Source organism: Alkalihalobacillus phoenicis, from assembly GCF_047302405.1.
Classification (GTDB): Bacteria; Bacillota; Bacilli; order Bacillales; family Bacillaceae_D; genus Alkalihalobacillus.
The window spans coordinates 4,421,447-4,443,890 of record NZ_CP154853.1 but is presented as its reverse complement, the minus strand read 5'-3'; the positions used below and the strand labels follow the sequence as shown (position 1 = coordinate 4,443,890).

General features: G+C 38.3%; 25 protein-coding genes and 1 riboswitch. Of the genes, 6 read left to right on the top strand and 19 right to left on the bottom strand.

Going from position 1 to position 22,444, the window contains the following annotated elements; translation table 11 throughout:
• Position 1: 1 nt before the first annotated feature.
• The 10 genes from AA0017_RS20850 to AA0017_RS20805 form a co-directional block, all read right to left on the bottom strand.
• Positions 2 to 913, bottom strand: coding sequence for a metal ABC transporter permease (locus AA0017_RS20850; protein ID WP_413377623.1), 912 nt, complete (start codon positions 911 to 913; stop codon positions 2 to 4).
• Positions 891 to 1,649, bottom strand: coding sequence for a metal ABC transporter ATP-binding protein (locus AA0017_RS20845; RefSeq protein WP_413377621.1), 759 nt, complete (start codon positions 1,647 to 1,649; stop codon positions 891 to 893). The genes AA0017_RS20850 and AA0017_RS20845 overlap by 23 nt, the downstream gene beginning before the upstream one ends.
• Before the next feature lies 1 nt (position 1,650).
• Positions 1,651 to 2,607, bottom strand: a complete 957-nt coding sequence (locus AA0017_RS20840) for a metal ABC transporter solute-binding protein, Zn/Mn family (RefSeq protein WP_413377619.1) — start codon at positions 2,605 to 2,607, stop codon at positions 1,651 to 1,653.
• Between the two features lie 327 nt (positions 2,608 to 2,934).
• A complete protein-coding gene (locus tag AA0017_RS20835; RefSeq protein WP_413377617.1) occupies positions 2,935 to 3,618 on the bottom strand; it encodes a hypothetical protein in 684 nt (227 codons plus the stop codon).
• Positions 3,615 to 4,496 (bottom strand): ATP-binding cassette domain-containing protein, encoded by an 882-nt coding sequence (locus tag AA0017_RS20830; protein ID WP_413377615.1) that lies wholly within the window; start codon positions 4,494 to 4,496, stop codon positions 3,615 to 3,617. The genes AA0017_RS20835 and AA0017_RS20830 overlap by 4 nt, the downstream gene beginning before the upstream one ends.
• Entirely contained in the window at positions 4,496 to 4,867 is a 372-nt protein-coding gene (locus AA0017_RS20825) for a GntR family transcriptional regulator (RefSeq protein ID WP_413377613.1), read from the bottom strand. Before AA0017_RS20825 ends, AA0017_RS20830 begins: the two co-directional genes overlap by 1 nt.
• Positions 4,868 to 5,011: 144 nt before the next feature.
• On the bottom strand, positions 5,012 to 5,353 hold the full coding sequence (locus AA0017_RS20820) for a glyoxalase superfamily protein (RefSeq protein ID WP_413382750.1): 342 nt from the start codon (positions 5,351 to 5,353) through the stop codon (positions 5,012 to 5,014).
• 398 nt (positions 5,354 to 5,751) lie between these two features.
• Entirely contained in the window at positions 5,752 to 7,533 is a 1,782-nt protein-coding gene (locus tag AA0017_RS20815) for a BCCT family transporter (RefSeq protein ID WP_413377611.1), read from the bottom strand.
• A 439-nt stretch (positions 7,534 to 7,972) separates the two neighbouring features.
• Positions 7,973 to 8,335, bottom strand: a complete 363-nt coding sequence (locus tag AA0017_RS20810) for a DUF4181 domain-containing protein (protein WP_413377609.1) — start codon at positions 8,333 to 8,335, stop codon at positions 7,973 to 7,975.
• A gap of 28 nt (positions 8,336 to 8,363) precedes the next feature.
• A complete protein-coding gene (locus tag AA0017_RS20805; protein ID WP_413377606.1) occupies positions 8,364 to 8,909 on the bottom strand; it encodes a GNAT family N-acetyltransferase in 546 nt (181 codons plus the stop codon).
• Positions 8,910 to 9,131: 222 nt separating this feature from the next.
• Between AA0017_RS20805 and AA0017_RS20800 the strand changes: the two genes are divergently transcribed.
• The 4 genes from AA0017_RS20800 to AA0017_RS20785 all read left to right on the top strand — a co-directional run bounded on the left by AA0017_RS20800 (position 9,132) and on the right by AA0017_RS20785 (position 12,352).
• Positions 9,132 to 9,728, top strand: coding sequence for a VanZ family protein (locus AA0017_RS20800; protein ID WP_413377604.1), 597 nt, complete (start codon positions 9,132 to 9,134; stop codon positions 9,726 to 9,728).
• A 221-nt stretch (positions 9,729 to 9,949) separates the two neighbouring features.
• Positions 9,950 to 10,300 carry a DUF485 domain-containing protein gene (locus AA0017_RS20795; RefSeq protein ID WP_413377602.1) on the top strand — a complete coding sequence of 117 codons (351 nt, stop codon included), beginning with the start codon at positions 9,950 to 9,952 and terminating at the stop codon, positions 10,298 to 10,300.
• Entirely contained in the window at positions 10,297 to 11,823 is a 1,527-nt protein-coding gene (locus AA0017_RS20790; protein WP_413377600.1) for a cation acetate symporter, read from the top strand. The genes AA0017_RS20795 and AA0017_RS20790 overlap by 4 nt, the downstream gene beginning before the upstream one ends.
• Before the next feature lie 193 nt (positions 11,824 to 12,016).
• Positions 12,017 to 12,352 carry a zinc ribbon domain-containing protein YjdM gene (locus AA0017_RS20785; RefSeq protein ID WP_413377598.1) on the top strand — a complete coding sequence of 112 codons (336 nt, stop codon included), beginning with the start codon at positions 12,017 to 12,019 and terminating at the stop codon, positions 12,350 to 12,352.
• Positions 12,353 to 12,514: 162 nt separating this feature from the next.
• On the opposite strand, the gene AA0017_RS20780 is transcribed toward AA0017_RS20785, so the two are convergent.
• The 3 genes from AA0017_RS20780 to AA0017_RS20770 form a co-directional block, all read right to left on the bottom strand.
• Positions 12,515 to 12,961, bottom strand: a complete 447-nt coding sequence (locus tag AA0017_RS20780; protein ID WP_413377596.1) for an SRPBCC family protein — start codon at positions 12,959 to 12,961, stop codon at positions 12,515 to 12,517.
• 162 nt (positions 12,962 to 13,123) lie between these two features.
• On the bottom strand, positions 13,124 to 13,780 hold the full coding sequence (locus AA0017_RS20775) for a spermine/spermidine synthase (protein ID WP_413377594.1): 657 nt from the start codon (positions 13,778 to 13,780) through the stop codon (positions 13,124 to 13,126).
• A gap of 200 nt (positions 13,781 to 13,980) precedes the next feature.
• A complete protein-coding gene (locus tag AA0017_RS20770) occupies positions 13,981 to 14,277 on the bottom strand; it encodes a hypothetical protein (protein ID WP_413377592.1) in 297 nt (98 codons plus the stop codon).
• Positions 14,278 to 14,451: 174 nt separating this feature from the next.
• Positions 14,452 to 14,535: riboswitch (ZMP/ZTP riboswitch) on the top strand.
• A gap of 52 nt (positions 14,536 to 14,587) precedes the next feature.
• Between AA0017_RS20770 and AA0017_RS20765 the strand changes: the two genes are divergently transcribed.
• Complete coding sequence (locus AA0017_RS20765) at positions 14,588 to 15,442, top strand: bifunctional 5,10-methylenetetrahydrofolate dehydrogenase/5,10-methenyltetrahydrofolate cyclohydrolase (protein WP_413377590.1); 855 nt, start codon at positions 14,588 to 14,590, stop codon at positions 15,440 to 15,442.
• 122 nt (positions 15,443 to 15,564) lie between these two features.
• On the opposite strand, the gene AA0017_RS20760 is transcribed toward AA0017_RS20765, so the two are convergent.
• A complete protein-coding gene (locus AA0017_RS20760) occupies positions 15,565 to 15,822 on the bottom strand; it encodes a hypothetical protein (protein ID WP_413377588.1) in 258 nt (85 codons plus the stop codon).
• 136 nt (positions 15,823 to 15,958) lie between these two features.
• Here AA0017_RS20760 and AA0017_RS20755 point away from each other — a divergent pair, with 136 nt between their 5' ends.
• Positions 15,959 to 16,465, top strand: coding sequence for an N-acetyltransferase family protein (locus AA0017_RS20755; RefSeq protein WP_413377586.1), 507 nt, complete (start codon positions 15,959 to 15,961; stop codon positions 16,463 to 16,465).
• A gap of 959 nt (positions 16,466 to 17,424) precedes the next feature.
• Here the strand turns inward: AA0017_RS20755 and AA0017_RS20750 are convergent.
• The 5 genes from AA0017_RS20750 to AA0017_RS20730 form a co-directional block, all read right to left on the bottom strand.
• Positions 17,425 to 18,393 (bottom strand): sugar phosphate isomerase/epimerase family protein, encoded by a 969-nt coding sequence (locus AA0017_RS20750; protein ID WP_413377584.1) that lies wholly within the window; start codon positions 18,391 to 18,393, stop codon positions 17,425 to 17,427.
• Positions 18,394 to 18,592: 199 nt separating this feature from the next.
• Positions 18,593 to 19,630: a Gfo/Idh/MocA family protein gene (locus tag AA0017_RS20745; RefSeq protein ID WP_413377582.1), complete on the bottom strand. Its 1,038-nt coding sequence runs from the start codon at positions 19,628 to 19,630 to the stop codon at positions 18,593 to 18,595.
• Between the two features lie 13 nt (positions 19,631 to 19,643).
• On the bottom strand, positions 19,644 to 20,669 hold the full coding sequence (locus tag AA0017_RS20740; RefSeq protein ID WP_413377580.1) for a Gfo/Idh/MocA family protein: 1,026 nt from the start codon (positions 20,667 to 20,669) through the stop codon (positions 19,644 to 19,646).
• A 16-nt stretch (positions 20,670 to 20,685) separates the two neighbouring features.
• On the bottom strand, positions 20,686 to 21,414 hold the full coding sequence (locus AA0017_RS20735) for a ThuA domain-containing protein (protein ID WP_413377578.1): 729 nt from the start codon (positions 21,412 to 21,414) through the stop codon (positions 20,686 to 20,688).
• A gap of 170 nt (positions 21,415 to 21,584) precedes the next feature.
• Complete coding sequence (locus AA0017_RS20730; RefSeq protein ID WP_413377577.1) at positions 21,585 to 22,334, bottom strand: sugar phosphate isomerase/epimerase family protein; 750 nt, start codon at positions 22,332 to 22,334, stop codon at positions 21,585 to 21,587.
• Positions 22,335 to 22,444 lie beyond the last annotated feature (110 nt).

The window sequence follows — 22,444 nt, the reverse complement described above, 5'->3', positions numbered from 1 at the left end:
CTTATTGGACGCCTCCTTCTTTTAAGTCTGTTTGTTCGACTCGTTTTTGATGTGCCTTAAATTGAAGATGATTAATGAGTAGTCCTTTTTCTTTCCCAAAAATAAGTGAAATAATAAAAAGGGCTGCCGCTACCACGACAATAAAAGGACCTGTAGGCCAGCCGCGCCCTAAAGCACTAATGGCCGTCCCAACCACTCCTGAAACTCCGCCTATAAAAGCCGACAAAATCAACATCCATTTAAATGAATGTGTCCAATATCTCGCACTAACAGAAGGAATAATTAATAGAGCGGCAATTAAAATGACACCAACGGCTTGAATACCGACCACGATTGTCGTCACAAGCACAGCTGTATATAAAGTATTCATTCCTTTTAATGAAAGTCCAAGCCCTTGGGCAAAACCTGCATCAAAAAGAAATAACTTCCATTCTTTAAAAAGAATCACAATGACTAATAAAACGATAATAGCTAAAATTAACATCGTATATACATCTGACCGTACCATCACAGCTGCCTGACCAAAAATAAAACTATCTAAACCACTTTGATTTCCACCTGGCATCCGAGTAACTATCGTAAGCAGCATAATTCCTAGACCGAAAAAAACAGAGAGAATCATCCCCATCGCGGTATCTTCTTTAACCCTCGTAGATGATTGAATCCATTGAATAAATAGAGCTCCCATTAAAGCACTTGCCGCTGCACCTAAAATTAAGATAAATAGATTTTTTTCTCCAAGTAACATAAAGGCAATGACAACACCAGGCAAAGCTGCATGGGCAAGAGCATCACTCATAAGGCTTTGCTTTTTCCAATAGGCAAGCGTTCCGACAGCTCCTGCAGCAATCCCTAAAATCATCGTGCTAAATAAAACCCATTGGGTGTTACTACTTAACAGAATGGACCACATTAGAACTCGCTCCCATCCATTGCATGTTGCCACCATATGTCTTCCCGATCATTTCTGGAGTGAAAATTTCATTTGTTCTTCCATGCTCCACAACCGTTCGATTAAGAAAAAGCACATGATCAAAATAATTAGGTACGGTTTGCAAGTCATGATGGACGACCATGACCGTTTTTCCCATTGCTTTTAACTCCTGCAACGTCGTCATAATTGCCCTTTCTGTTGCTGCATCAACCCCAGCTAGTGGTTCATCCATAAAATAAAGATCGGCTTCTTGGACAAGGGCTCTTGCTAAAAAGACACGTTGCTGTTGTCCACCTGATAGTTGACTGATTTGTCTATTCGCATAATCAGCCATACCCATTTTTTCTAATGCTGCATAAGCTTTTTCCTTATGTGAACGAGCTGGAATTTTCAACCAACCGATTTGTCCATATAGCCCCATCGTCACAACATCCAAAGCATCGGTCGGAAAATCCCAATCGACCGATCCGCGTTGTGGCACATATCCAATTCGTTTTTTAGCCTTTTTAAAAGACTGACCAAAAAATTGAACCTCTCCTTTTAAAAGAGGATGTAGTTGTAGCATCGTCTTAATAAGGGTCGACTTACCGGCACCGTTTGGACCAACGATACCAGTAAGTGTCCCTGAATGTACCTGAAAACTTACATCATGTAACACTGTATTTTTTTGATAAGATGCTGCCAAGTTATTCACTTGGATAACAGCCTTCTCCATGTTACTCAGCTCCTCCTGCTAACGCCTGATAAATCGTCTCGACATTATGGCGATACATCCCTAAATACGTTCCTTCATCTGTACCTGCTTCACCCATCGCGTCAGAGAAAAGCTCTCCTCCAATTTCGACGTCAATCCCTTCACTTGCCGCACCTTCGATTACTGATTCAATCATTCTCGTCGGTACACTCGATTCAACAAAAATCGCCGGAACTTGATATTCGCTTATTAACTCAATTGTATCACGAATGTCGGAAACACCAATTTCATCTTCTGTACTTAACCCTTGTAAACCAACCACTTCTAAATTGAACTTTTCTCCAAAATATCCAAATGCATCATGAGCCGTTACTAAATAGCGTTGATTCTCTGGAATTTCCGCTAATTTTTCTGCTGCTTCTGCTTGTAAAGCATCTAATTCAGCAAAGTAGTCTTGTTTATTTGCCTCAAAATCATCTGCAAACTCAGGTGCATAATCTTTTAACTCTTCAACCGCTGATGCTAGTGCCTGTTTCCATAAATCAATATCAAACCAAATATGTGGGTCGATCACTCCTACTTCTTCCTCTAAAAGGTCAGACTCAGAAAGCACATCACCAACTGCTAAAACTGGTTTTGATTGACCAATTTGATTAAAAATCTTCACCATATTCACTTCTAAATCTAAACCATTATAAAAGATAAGATCAGCTTGCTCTAATGTTGCAATATCCCCTTGTGTTGCATTATATAAATGTGGGTCAACAGATGGTCCCATCAAACTTTTTACTTCAATATGCTCGCCACCAATAACTGATAAGGGCTCCGCGATTTGAGCGATCGTTGTCATAACTTGAATTTTCTCATCCCCATCTGAATCACCCGCTACCCCCTCTTGATTGCATGCAACCAACACCATCATAACCACCATACTCATCAACAAAACAATTAGTTTCTTTTTCAATTTATTCTCCTCCATTTTCTTTTAGTATGTACAAAATACATTTATCTATTTTTTTATACATAATTTTGACCAAGCTCACAATCTTAACCACACTTAAAACTTGTTCACTTAACTAAAAAAGTTTCCCTTGGGCAAATATTAAACCGATTTAGCCCTACTGTCAACTAAAAAATCTTAGTTTCATCAAAAATCTAATTCTTCAAACTAAAACAACAGTTACCCATTTTTATGCTAGTAGCCACTTACAGGTTCGAGGAATTCTCTAAAATGTAAGTACGAATTAGTGTTAAAACAACAAAAAAGAGGATGCCTTTTAAGACAGCCTCCTGATTGGCACTATGATTAAATTTTAATCCTCATATCCTTAATCATACGACGGATAACCACAGCCGATACGATTATTAAGAACAAATTAATTGCTACCGCTACTCCTACAGAAGTGGTCAAATTAAGCCATTCTAGCCATGGAATCGTGCCCGCCTCACCCCAAACTTCACTGTGAACGATCACCACGATAAAAGAGAGTAAGATACTTAACAGACCAGCGAAGATACCATAACGATAAAATCCAACCCCGATAAACCAACCTAACAAAAAGTACAAAACAAGTTCCAGTGGTGCTTTTAGAAATAATGCCATGAACCCTGTACTCATATTTGAAAAGAAAAACCATTCCACAATAGAAAAAATTGTGATGATAACAGTCAATATTAAACTTAATACAACAACAGCACCCATTGTCCCTTTAAAATAATCATTACGCGTCATGCCATTGGATACATAATACTTGATAAAAGTCCACAGAGATAATAACCCACAAATTAAAAAGAAAATTTTCCCTGAGTTTATCATGCCATGAAAGAACGTCCATTCAATTTCCCTAATATTCCAATCAAGATTGAAGAAATCAGGAATAAATAAAACAGCTAAGTACGAAATAGCATAAATACCGACAAACCACATCATCCAAGAACCCATCGTTCGAAGTTGATCTAGACCTAGCTGAAAGGCTTTTGTTGTTTTCATTCTCCTTCCTCCTTTGTTAAATGAATAAATAACTCCTGCAACGTAATCGGACCAAGCTCTAATTGTTTGGCTCTCGCCTCCGTTTTTTCTTCTTCTGTCAATTCACTATAAATCATCACTTTTTTTGTCCCGCCAAGTACTTGTTCTTTTAAGATTTGTTTCCCTTTCACAAAAGAATCGACGGTCTCCTTCGCCCCTGTGATGGAAGTTCCTTTGTTTCTTAAAACTTCTGCCTCCTCATGTAAGAGCAATTCTCCATTATCAATGATCAATACTTCTTCAAACATGGACTCCATTTCTGAAATGAGATGAGTCGAGAGAATAATCGTTCTTGGATGCTCCATATAATCATTAAGCACTTCTTCATAAAAAATCTCCCGAGCTGGTGCATCCATCCCTAAGTATGCTTCGTCAAAAATCGTTATCGGAGAACGGCTCGCCAAACCAATGACAACATGTAAGGCTGATTGTTTCCCCCTAGAAAGTTCATAAACCGTCTGTTCGGTTGGGATTTTGAACCTTTTGATTAAATGCTCTGCATACTCATGATCAAAGTGCGGGCGGAATTTCGAATGATCTTTAAGCCACTTTTTCACTTTTGTCGAAGCATGTGAATCATCAAATTTTTCATCGCGAATAAAAACCAAATTTTCAAGATAACGACCGTTTTCGAAAATCTCCTCACCATTTATCGTCAATTGACCACTCGTCACTTTAGCGAATGTCGCAATTAACGATAGTAACGAGGTTTTCCCCGCTCCATTGCGTCCTAATAAACCATAAATTTTCTGACCACTTAGCTCAAATGATACATTTTTTACTGCTTCAACCTTCTTATATTTAAACGAAACATTCTCAGCTTTTAATGTATAAGTCATTATTCATCCCTCCCCATTGAATCAATCATTTTTTTTATTTCCTCTGCTGTAATCCCGAGCTGCTTAGCTTCTTGTAACATTCTCCAAACAAATTCATCTCGAAACGCTTGTTTTCGATTTTCTCTTAACCTTTGATAAGCTCCTTCTGCCACAAACATGCCAACACCCCTTTTCTTATATAAAATTCCGGAATCGACTAGTTGATTAAACCCTTTGAGAACGGTCGCAGGGTTAATTTTATAATGAGCAACAAGCTGATTGGTTGATGGCACTTGCTCTCCCTCTTTTAACTGTCCATTCACTATTTCATCTTCAATCATTTCTTTAATTTGTTGAAAAATCGGTCGATTATCATCTAATGAAGAACGCATGAGCTCCTCCTTCTTAAAATAAATTTATGGTTGGTTATTCAGTTAGTTACTTATGTAGTTAACTATATATCCATTTAAATGTTCTGTCAACAAAAAACAAAGCCCATTTTTTGAGCTTTGTTTTTTGTTTCTTTATTATCTCGTTTATTTTTGAAAAAATATCAGCTTGTTATAAGCGGGGTCACCTATCGTCACTTCTTTTCCCGTAGGTCCATCCTCCATACCAGGCCTTGCATATCGATAGTTTTTTTTACTGATTTCCTCATACCAACCTTGAAGATCCTTTAGACCTACTCGAATCAAACATCCTGGTGCTCCATCACCAAAATGTTCAGATAAATGAAGGACGACATCCTCTAGAGAGACTTGCATATAAATAGGCAACGATTCTTCATACTGATGTTCCCAATCTTGTCTCATCCCTATATAATTCAAGTAAAAATCTTTTGTTTTCTCCAAATCATACATTCTTAAAACTGGAATCACACTCAACCCTTACACCTCCCCTATCATTAAATTCACCCAATCTGACTTAAATCCTTTTAAATAGTGGCATGTTAGAAAATGATCATTTAATTCGCACCGTAATTCCTCACAGCTCGGATTTTCATTACCTATTCTCGTTTATTCGAACCCTAATTTAAGCAAATCAGCTTTTTCATTACTTATCATCTGTTTTTCGTACCCTAATTCCCCACAGATCAGATTTTCATTACCTATTCTTGTTTTTTCGTACCATAATCTCCTCCAACTCAAATTCTCATTACTTATCACTGGCTAATCACCCTCTAACTTGCTCATATTCTAATTTTCGCTACCAATATCAAGTACAAAAAAAGACCACCACAATGGCCAAATGACCTTTTGAGGCAGTCTCACTACTTTTATTGTTCCGGTTTATTATTTGAATCTACGTCATGGTCAAGATTATCTCTTTTAGCTGGATTATCACCTGGCTGTTCAGATGTGTTCCATTCTTCACTTCTGTCCGTTTTAGTCATCAGATCCTGCTGCTTTACATGGGATTGACTTTTTCCTATTTTTGTTCGTTTTTCTTTTTTCTCATTCTTCCGGAGCTGACGATCTTTTCGATCTTGTTCTTTTCTCCACTTTTTCCATTCTCTCGCTTCTTTTCTTTCCGCAGCTTCTTCTCTTAGCCGCTCTTGAGCAAGCGATTTAAATAAGGCAATCACCATTAGTACCATAATGATCGAAAATGGAAAAGCGACTAATATCATCGTGTTTTGAATCCCTTGTAACCCTCCACTGTATAAGAGAACAGCAGCTGTGGTAGACATTAAAATTCCCCATACAAGCTTGATCCTTTTACCTGGGTTTAGTGAACCTGCCGTTGATTGACTCGCTAGTACAAAAGTGGCCGAGTCCGCTGAAGTAATAAAAAACACAGCAATTACAAAAATGGTTAAATAGGACATGATTGTGCCAAGTGGCATCGTTTCAAGAACACCAAAAAGCACTTCTTCATCTGGTAAATGAGAAATAATTGTGCCTGAACTTTCGACCGCAATCGCTGTACCTCCGATAAATGAGAACCAAATAAAGCCCATCACAGAAGGCACTAATAGCACTGCGACCACAAATTCTCTTAACGTACGACCTTTGGAAACACGAGCAATAAAGGTTCCAACAAATGGAGACCAAGCCATCCACCACGCCCAATAGAAAATAGTCCAAGCATTAATCCATTCCCTCTTATCTTCACTCATTGGGGCAATATTAAAACTCATCTGTGGTAAGTTTTGAATATAATTCCCAATGGTCGTTGTTAACATATTGAATGAAAACATTGTTGCTCCAAATATCATAAAGAACAAAAAGACGACTCCGACAAGCGACATATTGACCGTGCTGAGGATTTTAATTCCTTTATCAATTCCCGTCATCGAAGAAAGAATAAAAATGACGGTCACAACGACAATAATCGCTAATTGTAAGGCAAAAGTATTAGGTAAACCCGTTAGTAGGGAAATCCCACCATTCATTTGCAAAGCACCAAATCCTAATGTCGTCGCGATCCCGGATAGGGTTGCGACAATGGCTACAACATCGATCGTTTTCCCTAATTTCCCATCCATATTCCATAATGGTGAAAGGGTGGCACTAATTAAACCGGTTTTGTCTTTTCTAAAATTAAAATACGCTAAACATATCGCAATAATCGCGTAAATGGCCCAACCATGTAATCCCCAATGAAAGAACGTATAAAGCAAAGCATCCATTGCGGCTTGTTCCGATCCTTCCGGTGCATTTGGCGAACTAATAGCAAAATGAGCAATTGGTTCCGCCGCTCCAAAAAAGAGCAGTCCTACTCCAAGACCTGCACTAAATAAAAAGGCAATCCAGACCGGAAACGAATATTCAGGACGGTCATCATCCTTCCCTAACCGTACCTTACCATATGGCGATACGATAAAAATGAGACAGACAATTAAAAAGAGCGTTACGACGATTAAATAATACCAACCAAATGTATTCGATATAAAAGTTTGAGCTTGCGCTGTTACAGATTCAAGAACGTTAGGGGCAAAAATTCCTGTTAAAATAAGGACACTAAGAATACCTAACGTCCAATAAAAAACCGATCCGACTTTATTTGTGACCGCTTCATCATTTTCCGTCGAATCATTAAGATCATTGTTTTCCATATACTTCAACTCCTTTTTTGTACGCTTTTACAGATAGGTTTACCAGATTCACATCGAATCATGAATACAGTCATTAGGAATAGCAACTTAGCCAAATTGGGTAGGTTATATTAAGAACAGAAAATCATCTGTTATATACGAGGGGGGTTGTTTTTAAAGCAAAAGGATTCATTTTATATGTAATTCCTCATTAGAGCGTGGAAGCGTATATACTCAATCTTTCGGTAAAAGCAATAATTCAGCCAATCCTTATGTAATAAAGGGACTATTATAACATTGCCCTGATCGTTATATAACCCATTTTGACATAAATTAAACATTTCAACATAAAAAAACATACTTTCTGTCCATTCAACAAAAAAAGTATGTTTTGCTCGTAAACCTGGCTTACTCCGCTTTGGTCAAAGAAAAATCAGTTGAAGCCATAATTGATCATCTATTAAGTCGATAAAAAATAGTAAGCGACAGAAAACATAGCGACCATTAATACATTATTAAGCGTCAGTAAGTAAACCTTATTATCTTTGTTGTTTTTCCATTCCATCAAAGAACGAAAACCAAAAAAGAGGGTGTAAAGAAGAAATAGAAACATGATCGGACTTTGCCAAACAAAAATACTCATAAAAGCGATGACTATAATAATGCTCTCTCCAAATCGTTGCCCTTTTGTTTTTCCGAACAAATAAAAGCCTTCTTTTTCAATTTTATATTTTTTCCTTAACCAACCGAAAGACACGAAGGCGTATATAAATAATAAAACAATGATGACAAGAAAACCTTCTATGCCCTGTATTCCATTCATGACGATTCCTCTTTTCTTTATCAAAAGTTTATTTCTTTACTCGATACTCCATTAACCAACAGTCACGATACTCTCCTTCATGTAATTCTTGTTTAGGCAGACGCCTTACAATTTCAAAACCACATTTTTTATAACAAGCAATAGCCCTCTCGTTATCAATCCGAGGATCCATAATAATAACCTCAGCCTCTTTTTCTTCTATTAAATACTCTAGCATCGTTTGAATCAACTTAGTTCCAATTCCTTTGTTCCAGTAAGTGGGCTCACCTATAAACTGGTCCAAACCATATACCATCATATCAGATTGATAATCTTTTATCACACTCGTTTCGGTGTTAACAGGATAGAACTGTAAATAGCCGATCCTTTTTCGATCAAATTCAATAATTGATTTCACTTCTCCTGGACCATCCCCATAAAAGTCCTTTTCAATTTTCTCCCTATCATAATCACTATCCCGGCCTTCATAAAACGGCAAAACACGATCATCTGTTAACCACTTTAATAATAAATGCCGATCTTGTTTTTCTAAAACACGTAATTTTAGTCGACCTTTCGTCAAAAAATAATTCATTCTTCCACCTTACCCTTTTTCTACTTTTATTAATATGGAGACTATATATTTTTAACGAGTATAATAAACTTCGCACTGCTTTACATCCTGCTCCTCTGTCCTATAATCTTCGACACTTTTTGATTTCATTTTCCCTATTATCATCATTATTTTTTTATAAAGTAGCAAACACCACCTTCTGTTATACTTAGAAAATAAATACAAACCGTTTCGGAGGTTAAAATGAATAAAAGTATTATTTGGGCCCTTTTACTTTCACAAGTTCTTTTCTTTAGTTTGATACCTATTTGGCTAGAACTTACTAACCACCTTCATTCTCTTGTCATTATCGTCGTTTGGGTTTGTTTAACTGGATTCACCTTTATCACGACTAGTATCTTCACAAACACATTGTTTACTTTTCCTAAATCCCTTATCGATACCTTAATATTCTCTTATTCATTCGGACTCATCATCCTGCTTTTCTTTCGCCCTGGTGTGACTTCCTATAGTGGCATCAATTTTATTCCCTTTGAAACAGTGACGCTTTTTTTATTTGGTAACGTCCCTTTTTTAATCGCCTTTTATAATGTCAGTGCTAATGTTGGTTTGTTTATTCCATTTGGACTTTACTATCGCTACATCCGCAAAAAGCCAAAAGTGATCGAGTTATTTGTTATGACTCTATTAACTATCTCTGCAATTGAACTCCTTCAATACACTACACAAAGAGGAATCATGGATATTGATGACCTGATTTTAAATACGACTGGAGTTTTATTAGGCTATAATGCCCAACCGATTTTAGCAAAGGTCATTAAAATAACACGCCCATCATAACCGACATTTATTATCTTAAAATAACGGGTTCTCATAAGTGCATTTATAATTACCTTTCAAATTCTTATACTACACCTGTCTCCACCCCTTCATAAAACACTAAAAATGGCAGCTATGTCATTTAGTGTCGAAAAATTATTTTTATAAAATAGTAAAAAACTAATTGATTATTTTTTTCTGATTTATTAGAATTTACTTATAATTTGAAAAGGTGGTGTGAGATGGACAATTTAGCAAAAGTCTCTAAGGATCCAAAACCGAATTATAATTATCAAAAAATGGCAAAAAGCACAGAGTTTAAAGGACTCATAAAGGCGAAGAAACGATTTTTAATACCAACCGTTCTGTTTTTTCTCGTTTTTTATTTTACTCTACCAATCTTAACATCTTTTACAACCGTGCTTGAAAGTCCGGCTATCGGTGCAATTACATGGACTTGGGTGTATGCCTTTGCACAGTTTATTATGACGTGGGTTTTATGTATGTTATATGTCCGAAAAGCGACCAAATACGATGAAACCGCGGAAGAAATTGTTGCCAAACATACAAAACAAGGGGACCAACCACTATGAGTTATATCGGATTATCATTATTCGTTGCCATTGTAGCCGGCACGCTTGTTATTACATATTGGGCAGCTAAACGGACTAATACAGCTAGTGAATTTTATACAGCTGGTGGTGGGTTAACTGGGTGGCAAAATGGTCTAGCCATTGCTGGTGACTACTTATCAGCGGCCTCTTTTTTAGGAATTGCTGGTGCAATCGCCTTGTTTGGTTTTGATGGTTTCTTTTTTTCAATTGGATATTTAGTTGCCTATCTTGTTGTTCTTTATATTGTAGCAGAGCCTTTAAGAAACCTCGGAAAATATACGATTGCCGATATGATTACCGCTCGTTTTAATCAAAAGAAGGTACGAGGAGTAGCCGCTCTAAGTACCATTACAATCGTTATTTTCTATATGATCGCCCAACTAGTTGGGGCTGGTGCACTTATCCAGTTATTGCTAGGAATTGATTACTGGATCGCCGTTTTGCTTGTGGGAACGATGATGACCGTCTACGTGCTTTTTGGAGGAATGACCGCGACAAGCTGGGTACAAATCATTAAAGCTGTTTTATTAATGCTTGGTACCGTCATCATTTCGGTCCTTGTCTTATGGAAGTTTAACTTTAATATTCTTACGATGTTTGAAGAAATGAAAGGGATTACACCAGCTGGAGAAGGCTTCCTCAATGCTGGAGTTCGTTATACAAACGGAATTGATACGATTTCCATGATGGCCGCTCTCGTACTTGGGACAGCTGGTCTCCCACATATTTTAATGCGTTTCTTTACCGTTAAAGATGCCAAAACAGCACGTAGCTCAGTCGTTACAGCTACTTGGGTTGTAGGGATTTTCTATATTCTCACGATCTTTCTTGGTTTTGGTGCGGCAGCCTTTGTCGGTTCCGAAAAAATTATCGCGGCTAATCCTGCTGGGAATATGGCAGCACCATTACTAGCCGAAGCATTAGGTGGAGACCTCTTAATGTCCTTCGTTGCGGCCGTTGCCTTTGCCACGATTTTGGCCGTTGTAGCAGGCCTTGTATTATCAGGTGCATCAGCGTTTGCCCACGATGTGTATGGACAAATTATTAAAAAAGGAAAAGCGACAGAAAAGCAACAAATGTTGGCGGCCCGATATGCTTCTGTTGCCGTATCTGCGTTATCGATTGTACTTGCGTTATTTGCTCAAACGATGAATGTAGCCTTCCTCGTTTCATTAGCCTTTTGTGTAGCAGCAAGCGCAAACCTTCCTGTTATCATATACACAATTTATTGGAAGAGATTTAATACAGCTGGTGCCGTTACTGGGATGCTATCTGGTTTAATCACCGCCTTAGTACTTGTTGCCTTAAGTCCGAACGTCATTAACCCAGTTGCTGGGCCTGGTATGTTTGTTGGCGACCCGATCTTCCCATTAACTAACCCGGCGATTCTTTCAATACCAGCCGGTTTCCTCGGTGCTTACGTCGGGGCTACCCTTTCAAATAAACGAGATGAGAAGAAGTATGCAGAGGTGTTAGTAAAAGCAAATACTGGTATCAAATAAAACCCTCACGCTAAATCTAGAAGCTTTTGAGCGCTCGTTTATTGCTCAAAAGCTTTTTAAATATGAGGATTAAGGCGAAACAACCTAAGGTAACTTGCTATTTTGATCCGACGTTGAACAACCTATCATTTCAATGTAGAACGATTTTTAGTATAGTAAAAAGGTCTAACACGAAAGGGGTTATCATTACATTATGGATTCATTACCAAACTGTCCGAAATGCCATTCCGAATATACATATGAAGATGGGCTCATGCTCGTTTGTCCAGAATGTGCACATGAATGGTCAACAGATGAAAGCAACGTTGATGTCCAAAAAGTGATCACAGATTCAAATGGAAACCCGTTAACAGACGGAGATACGGTTTCTGTTATTAAAGACTTAAAGGTGAAAGGAACCTCTTCCGTTATAAAAATCGGAACAAAAGTTAAAAACATTCGTCTCGTTGAAGGCGATCACGACATCGACTGTAAAATTGATGGTTTCGGAGCGATGAAATTGAAATCAGAATTTGTTAAAAAGATATAACTAATCTCCTAAAGGTCGGCAAATGGTTTTTGCGATAGCTCGCCTATTAGTTTATCGAAAGAAATTTGAGTACAAGCCGCTCATGCAAATATTAATAGGAATGGGGGGTTTTTGAAAATTCTACTTAAACCTCCCTTTGCTTTAAGTGAACATGCTAAACCATTATAATCGTTTTTCAGCACACTGTTTCAATGCCTTCATTTGTTTCTCTAAACCTTTTTTCATAAATATACGAAAAAGGGTACTTAATATCTTTCCTGAAACAGTCTTAGCTGTTACTTCTTCTGCAATATAAAGAAGACTGGAATTAGGACTAATCTCTTGAAGGTTATATGAAACATTGATTAAGAAAGAAGGATGATTCATTTGAATACTTATTCGTTCATTTTTATTGTATTCAGTAACTTGTCCTTCATACTCTTGAATACGGTTTCCTTCTCTTAACCTTTGCTTAAACTTAACACCCACCGGATTATTAATATCAAACTTCGTTAAATACTCAGTTCCTTCTAATCCTGTCATCCATTCTTTTTGTTTCTCATTATCTTCTAAGTAAGAGAAGACAATCTCAATAGGGGCTTGAATCTCCGTTTGACTTGTTATTAACAATATTTTATACCTCCAATTATCAGTAGTGGTCATTATAATTTCTTAACTTTTATTGGAACATATATTTCGGTCTAGTTTAATTGATAATTTGGAATGACTAATATTGTTCTAATGTTAATATCATAACTCAATTACGAAAACCCTTACACCTATTTAGCGTAATTAACCTATTCCCGAACATACATACACATAGTCTGGTTCTCCTTTTGGTTGAGTCATTCTTTTCACTTCAACAAAAGCAAAGTATGTCCTCAGTTTTTGCACAAAAGCAGCAGATTCCGTCGCACTCCAAAATGATAAAACTCCTTTCTTACTTAAAATCCTCATTAATTGCTCGATACCCCGGTCTGAATAAAGGTCGTTATTTTGTTCAGCAACTATCCAGTCTGGTCCATTATCGATGTCTAAACAAATGACATCATATTTGACCACTGTTTCCTGCACATATTTTAATAAATCAGCGTGAATGATATTTGTTCTCGGATCGTCGATTGCTCTTGAATTAAAACCACCCAAATGATGATCATTCCACTCAATTATCACTTGCTCAATTTCCACGACATCGATTTGTTTAACACGTTGATCCGCTAGTGCTTCCAGTAACGAAAACCCAACACCTAACCCACCGATTAACACCCGATTAGGCTCTGCCACAGAATCTAAAGCCGCTTTCACTAGTAGTCGCTCTGAATCACCATTATATGTAGCCATTAAAAAGGTTCCATTGTATATAATTTCAAATTGCTCATCTCTTTTTTGTAATTGAATCTCCCCTCGGTCTGTTGAACAACGCTCAATGACTTCTGGCAAGCTCCTCATTTCTCCATCACCCTTTCATTCATATAACTTTCCGATTCCTACATTAGAATATATTTAGATCATATCAAAAATTCAGATCATTTAGAAACTTTATGCTTTCACAATAAAAAACAGAAAAAAAGCCTTCAATACGGCTTTTTTTGGGAAACTTGCTTGCTTATGACTTTCCTGACTAAACTTTGAACCTACCATTTCCATTTTTAAAAAAAGATATAATTCATCAGTGGTGGGAAAAAAGCGACAAAGGCTATGGCAATCAGTGCACATCTACCATGATATTTTGCTAAAGAAATTACTAATAAAAAGGTTGCTAGAAGAAGGAGTGCTGTTGAAATAAAAGTGAGAAACAGTGCATCAAGCCCCATTTGATTAAAGACCACGATTTGTTCAAACATAATTTCTCCAAAAGATTTTGGTCCGGTTATCGGCAAATTGATCACAATCAGAAGTAAAAATAAACAAATGGATAAAACAAAGGAACGAAACCTAGTAATCATAAACGGGTCCCTCCTATTTTTAAGAAATACTAAAATGGGTAAAAACCTATTATTTATCATATGTTCGCTTTCAATGTTCGTGAATAGGCAGTTTAATCCTCTTATTTTTCTAATAATTAGTTCCCTATTGACTTTTTTGCTGATTATGCTATTCTTTTCTTAAGTAAAAGAACGGATAGACACAGTAACTGACGACAAAAGTGGAGACAACCACAAGGGAGCTGTGTTTTATAGAGTCGGGTCGTCTGGGCAGAGGTAAGGGAAGTTTTTTTCCTTATCTCTTTTTTATTTCATTTGGGAGGGTTTAACCATGGAAAAATTAATTTTAGATGGCCATTTAGTTTCAAAGGAAATTCGTGAGGACTTACAAAAACGTGTATCTGTATTAAAAGAAAAAGGAATAACCCCAAGCCTTGCAACGATCTTAGTCGGAGATAATCCCTCTTCAGAAACATACGTTAAAATGAAAGGCAATGCTTGTGAAAAAATTGGAATGAAGTCGATCCGCATTCATTTACCTGAAGAAACGACGACTGAACAACTTTTAACAACCATTCAACAATTAAATGAAGATACAACTATCCATGGCATTTTACTGCAGCATCCTGTTCCAGCTCAGATCGACGAAAGAAAAGCTTTTGAAACCATTGCGATTGAAAAGGATGTCGATGGCGTAACGAGTGCCGGCTATGGTCAGACCGCTTTAGGATTTGGAAAATACCCATCGTGTACACCTGCAGCGATTATGGAAATCATTCATCACTACCAATTACCAGTAGCCGGAAAACATGCTGTCGTTGTTGGTAGAAGCCCGATTTTAGGGAAACCTGTCTCTGCCCTTTTATTAAATGAAGACGCAACGGTCACAACATGTCATTCTCGTACGACGAACTTAGAAGCCATTTTACAACAAGCGGACATTGTCGTTGCCGCCGTCGGGAAGCCAAACTTTATTAAAGGGGAATGGTTAAAAGAAGGTACTGTCGTGCTTGATGCAGGCTATAATAAAGGGAATGTCGGCGATGTTGATTATGATTCCTGCTATAAAAAGGCAAGTGCGATTACACCAGTTCCAGGTGGAGTCGGACCTGTTACCATTACGATGCTCCTCAAACAAACCATTATATCAGCTGAAGAAACAGCCTTGAAAAATCAAATCGCCTAATAAAGAAAACAAGCCCGCATAATCGTGGGCTTGTTTTTCTTTATCTGCTTTCCGACAGAAGACTCTTTCCTCAATCGTTGCGAGTGGCGCAGTCCAACGATAGGTGGATAAGTGGGGGTAGTTCAAACTTGCTCTTGAATCGTATCTTCTCTTTTTTCTTCGTTCATAAAGAAAATAAAATAAACACCTAGCAGCATAAAAATGAGACTTAATATATAAGGGACAAACCCGTGCATTTCATATAATGTCTGAAATAACCTCTCTGAGGATATCGTCGTTCCCCGACCCGGTATATACATGGCAATCGCAAGGTGAATGAGACCAAAAAGCAAGGCTCCTGCAATTAAAAAGACGCCACCAATTCGATCAAAACGTTTCATACCTCTCACACCCCTCTAAAACATCGTTCCACTGTAAATTCGTAGTTGATTTTCTCTTTATAATAACATAAAATTCAAACTATTCTAACTGAAATTACTTGTAATATATTGAGATTTTGCAGAAAGAGGGATAACGATGATCATTAGAGAAGTCACAACAACAGACGCAGAAGCCTTTTTACAGCTATCCAAACAAATTGACCAATCTGGGAGTATGTTATATGAGCCTGGAGAAAAAACGACAACAGTTGATGAGCAGAGAAAGATGATTGCACGAATTTCTTCACAGTTTAATTCGACTTTGCTAGTAGCTGAACAAGATAGAACATTAGCTGGCTTTATTATGGCCGCTGGAGGAGCTACTAGACGGAATCAACATTCTGCTTATTTAGTACTTGGCGTAGATGAAAAGTTCCACGGCCAAGGCATCGCCTCACAATTGATGGACGAGCTTCTCCAATGGGCAAAACAGATTGGGTTAACCCGCCTGGAGCTGACCGTTATTAAACATAATACAAGAGCATTTTCCCTTTATCAAAAGAAAGGTTTTGTATTAGAAGGAGAAAAAGTCCACTCGCTTATGATCGATGGTGAACCTGTTAATGAATATTATTTGTATAAACTCTTAACACCAGAGGAGTGAGTTTCACTTCTTTGGTGTTTTTTGATGCGCTGATTAGATGGTTCAGAATATAATTCATAAGTGCTTGTAAATGTAGTATTGATAGTCTAGGCGGATATGACGCGATTTGTATGATTCTTGCTTGGTTTCGTGTCGTTACTCACGGGATACGACTCGCTTTGTGTGATTCTTGCTTGGTCTCGCGTCGTTACTCATGGGATACGACTCGCTTTGTGTAATTCTTGCTTGGTCTCGCGTCGTTACTCACGGGATACGACTCGCTTTGTGTAATTCTTGCTTGGTTTCGCGTCGTTACTCACGGGATACGACTTGCTTTGTGTAATTCTTGCTTGGTTTCGTGTCGTTACTCACGGGATACGACTTGCTTTGTGTGATTCTTACTTGGTTTCGCGTCGTTACTCACGGGATACGACTTGCTTTGTGTGATTCTTGCTTGGTCTCGCGTCGTTACTCACGGGATACGACTTGCTTTGTGTGATTCTTACTTGGTTTCGCGTCGTTACTCACGGGATACGACTTGCTTTGTGTGATTCTTGCTTGGTCTCGCGTCGTTACTCACGGGATACGACTTGCTTTGTGTAATTCTTACTTGGTTTCGTGTCGTTACTCACGAGATACGACTCGCTTTATGTAATTCTAGCTCTGCTTCGCGTCTCTATTCTCGCCATACGACTTGCTTTGTGTGATTCTTGCTTGGTTTCGCGTCGTTACTCAAGTTTGAGGTGTTAAGTAACATTCCCTGTATAGATGTTTGTATACTCTATACATTTTGTACTCTACTTCTAAAATTGTAGGGTTTTCAATGCTAATAACTAGTTTTTCGTATCCTAATTTTAAATTAGCGAACTTTTCATCACCAATCCCCTCCACCTCATACATCTCCTCGCTCAAACACAAAAAAGCCCCCACACAAGTCGATATACAACTTGCTGGGAGCCCCACAATACTATTTTTTGAAATTACGCCCACCACATATCCGTAGGGCTTTCTTCAATAATGATAGAATTTAAATTCTTAACGGCTCTAGCAAAACCTTCTTCAATCGACATGAGCGGATCTTCATGCTCGATGCTGACGACGTAATCGTAACCGAATGTGCGTAGGGCACTAATCATGTCCGACCACTCTTGGATACTATGGCCACAACCGACTGAACGGAATGTCCAAGCTCTCGTTTGTACCTCACCATATGGTTGCATATCCACGAGTCCATACATATTAACATTTTCTTGATCAATATACGTATCTTTGGCATGGAAGTGGTGGATTGCTCCAGCCTTCCCTAGAATCTTGATCGCAGCGACCGGATCAATTCCTTGCCACCATAAATGACTTGGATCAAGGTTAGCTCCAATGGCATCACATGTTTCTTCTCTCAGCTTCAGCATCGTATGAGGAGTGTGAACTAAAAAACCACCGTGTAGCTCTAGGCCAATTTTAACATTATGGTCTTTTGCATATTGACCCCACTTTTTCCAATATGGGATTAACTTTTCTTCCCATTGCCATTTCAACACATCACCATACTCATTCGGCCACGGGGTTACTGGCCAGTTAGGGTGTTTCGCTCCTTCATGATCTCCTGCTGTTCCTGAGAAGCAATTGACAACAGGTACATCCATTAAACTCGCTAATTGAATCGATTTTACAAGAGCTTCATGCGACTTGTCTGCAAAATTCTTATCTGGTGAAATCGGGTTTCCATGACAGCTGAAAGCACTTATTTCAAGGCCACGTGACTGCACTTTCTCCAGGTATTCTTGACGTAACTCCGCACTCTCTAATAGAGCATCAATGTCACAATGGGCATTCCCTGGATATCCACCTGTACCAATTTCAACAGCCTTTACTCCTGCATCACGAACATAGTCTAACATTTGGTCTAAGTTTTTTTCTGAAAATAAGACAGTAAATACGCCTAACTTCATAATGCTAACCTCCTTATTTATAAAGCGAAGTCCGTTTGGGCAGAAGTGAGAATATCAAGGATCAACGCTAAGTTCGCACCATCCTGCCGCAACGCCTTGTACCCACGTCCTGTGGGCACAGGATAGACTAGAAAGTCGCTTTTTGACTTTATAGGCTGTCCGATTTTTCTCGAACTTCTAACGGACGTAGCTAGATTGATTATAAATTCACCATTTCACTCGTTTCACTACTATGGTAAATCGCATCGATAATTTTTGAAACTTGCATCGCTTCTTCAGGTTTAACGATTAGCTCACTTAACCCTAGGCAGCTTTCCACAAAATTAGTGACTTGTGTTAATCCCGGGTCGTCATCTCCTGGAATCCAATTTGCTTGGCTGTTTAATAACATTCCGTGCTTCGCTTGGTTCAGCTCAAATGGGAAAAGATCAATTCCTCCCGTTTCGCCGGAAATACTAACTCCCTCTGAGTCTTCTTTGATATTAGCCGACCATGATGTTTCAAATAACATCGTTGCGCCATTATCAAATTTAATATAAGCCGTAACATGGTCATCGACATTAAAGGTTTCATGGTTAAATGCTCCCCATTCATTTACTTGGTTTGGCATTTTACTTAATCCATTATACGATTGACCGATAACTTGAACGGGTTTCGGGTTCCCTAATAACCATAATGATAAATCGAGGAAATGACAGCCCCAATCAATTAAACTGCCTCCACCTTGAAGGTCTTTGTTTGTAAAAACACCCCAACCAGGCACTTTCCTTCTTCTCATTGCATGGACTCTTGCCACAATCGGTTGGCCAATTTCATTTTCTAAAATCACACGTTTTGCCGCTAATGCATCTTTTGTGAAACGGTAATGAAATCCGATTGATAACATTTTCCCCGCACGTTTAGATGCTTCGATCATTGACTCGCATTCCGCTGCATTGATTGCCATCGGCTTTTCACACAGCACATGGACACCAGCTTCAAGAGCAGCAATCGTAATTTCAGCATGGAATTTATTTGGTGTACAGATCGTAACAGCATCAACCTCTTGGAAAAGCTCATGGTAATCTGTATACACTTTTTTAATTCCAAATTGTTTAGCGACTTCTTCTGCTGCCTTCATATTCAAATCACAGACAGCTTCAATTGTGACCAAATCCGCTATTTTTTGATAAGCAGGAATATGTCTATCGCGAGCAATACCACCCGTTCCGATTATTCCCATTTTTAGTTTTGCCATAGTTGTTCACCACTTATATTTTTGTAATTTGTTTCGTTTCACTTGAAGCAAGGGCCGCCAAAACAACTTGAAGTGATTTCATTCCTTCTTCACCTGGGATCGCTGGCTCAATATCCTCAGTGATTGAACGAATAAAATGGTTTACGACACCTGAGCTTGATTGTCCACCAGATTCGTTTGTTTGGATTCCGCCCAACTCATATTTAACGACTTCACCATTTTTATATTGAACGATGACAGAATTCACTGGATCATCTTCTAGTCGAACAATCGCTTTTTCAGCATAAATAATCGTTGAGTTATCCTCTTTGGAAACATAAGACCAGCTTGCGGCTAACGTACCAACAATACCACTTTCTGTTTTTAATACACAAACGGCGGTATCATCCACGTCAGCTCCTTCCTTTGCACTCGTTTCAACAAATGCTCCGACTTCAACAAATTCTTCGCCAAGGATGAAACGTAATAAATCAGTTTTATGGACACCAAGGTCACCCATCGCTCCAATAAAAGCCTGTTCTTTTTTGAAAAACCAGCTATCCTTCCCATCAACACTCCATCCCTCTGGGCCACCATGACCAAAGGCACTACGGAAGCTATAAATCTTCCCTAATTCTCCACTCTCAATTAATTGTCTTGCTTTTTGATGAGATGGAACAAAGCGTTGATTATGAGCGATCATTAATTTCTTTCCACTCACCTTTGCTGCCGCTATCATTTGTTCAGCCTCTTCTTTTGATGTCGCCATCGGCTTCTCACAAAGAACATGTTTGCCGGCTTTTAATGCAGCAATCGAGATCGGAGCATGTAAATAGTTGGGTGTACACACACTGACCGCATCAATCTCAGAATTAGTAAGTAACTGCTCATAATCGTAATAAGCTTCAACACCTAATGTTTCCGCTGTTTCTTTCGCTCTTTCTTCAACAATGTCACAAACAGCGACGATTTCCACTTGCTCATGGTTCACATACTCTGGCAAATGACGATGTTTCGAAATACTTCCACACCCAATAATAGCAACTTTAATTTTACTCATTTTTCTGCCTCCTTCTCTACTCTGCACTTTTTGGCTTAATTTCTTCTAACGGCTTTGCATTTCCATAGACAGGATAGGCATGATTTATTGGCGCCGCCCATTTTACCCCGTTTTTAATGACGCGCTGAATTTCTGCGTTGTGATAAGTTGGGTATGTTTCATGTCCTGGTCGGAAATAAAAGATCTTTCCGTTTCCACGGCTATATGTGCAACCACTTCTAAACACTTCGCCACCTTCAAACCAGCTTAAAAAGATCAACTCATCAGGAGCTGGAATGTCAAAATGCTCCCCATACATTTCTTCTTTTTCAAGCTCAATATACTGACCTAAACCATCAACAATCGGATGACTTGGATTCACAACCCAAATTCTTTCCTTATCATCTGCTTCACGCCATTTCAAATCACAAGATGTCCCCATTAATGTTTTGAAAATTTTCGAGAAATGTCCAGAATGAAGAACGATTAGACCCATTCCTTCTAAAACACGTTTTTTAACCTTTTCCACAATCTCATCTTGTACCTCATCATGAGCCATATGTCCCCACCAAATCAGAACATCCGTCTCCTTTAAAACCTCATCTGTTAAACCATGTTCTGGTTCATCTAATGTAGCTGTCTTAACACTAAAGTCCTCACTCAAAAATTGAGCAATCGCTCCGTGAATGCCTTCAGGGTAAATCTCTTTTACGACTTCATTATTTTGTTCATGTCTAAATTCATTCCATACTGTTACATTTAACATCCTAATCTCTCCTAAACATGCGTCTGCTTTGATTTTTTAAATCCCTCTGTATCTGGAAACCACTGAATAATATGAGTGGTTTTATCGGTAACCTGAACTACTCCGCCAGCAGCATACCCTACGCGTTCCGCGGGTGAACGGGGAGCCTCCACACTCTTGTATAAAAATTCCTAACGAGCTGCAACCTTTTTTAAATAATTGATACTTATTTCAATACTTTCGAGCGGGCTTATACGGCTTGCATCTTGTTCCACAACCCACCATTGTACGTCATTTTCAGTACCCATTTTTAAAACTTCTTCTAAATCAACACCACCGGTGCCTAGTTCAGCAAAAAACCTTTCATCATCTAAAGTCATATCCTTCAGGTGAACTAGCGGGGTACGTCCTTTATAATCTTTTAACCATTCACTAGGGGTTTCATTCGCCTTTGTTAACCAATAAATATCAAACTCAGCACTTACATTTGTCTCATCTAAAATGGCCTTAAGCACTTTACGCCCATCCTCCAAATGCTCGAGCTCAAAATCATGATTATGGTAACAGAGCGTGAGCCCCTCTTTTTCACATTGTTCAGCTGTTTCATTTAAAAAGGAAATAAGCTCATGATAAGCTTTGTCGTTACGACGCTCTGGCAAAATATACGGTACGACGATGTATTTACTCCCTAATATTTTTTGCTCTTTAATTACTTGAGCTAGCTCTTGCTCCAGTCTTTCAATTGGAACATGACTTGATGAGACCTTAAGATTGAGCTCATCGAGAATGCCTTTTACTTCTTCCACTTCTAAACCAGCATATCCTGCTAATTCCACGCCATTATATCCTAATTGTGCGACCTTCTCTAATGTCCCTTTAAAATCTAGCTCAAGCTCATTTCGCAATGTATACAATTGTATTGCTATAGGAATACTCATCACTAAACCGCCTCATTTCCACTAAAATATAAATCGCTTACATTATAAATGAACACTTTATAAACTTATGATTCTATCATAAATGATCTAGAATCATTCAAAAATAGATTATA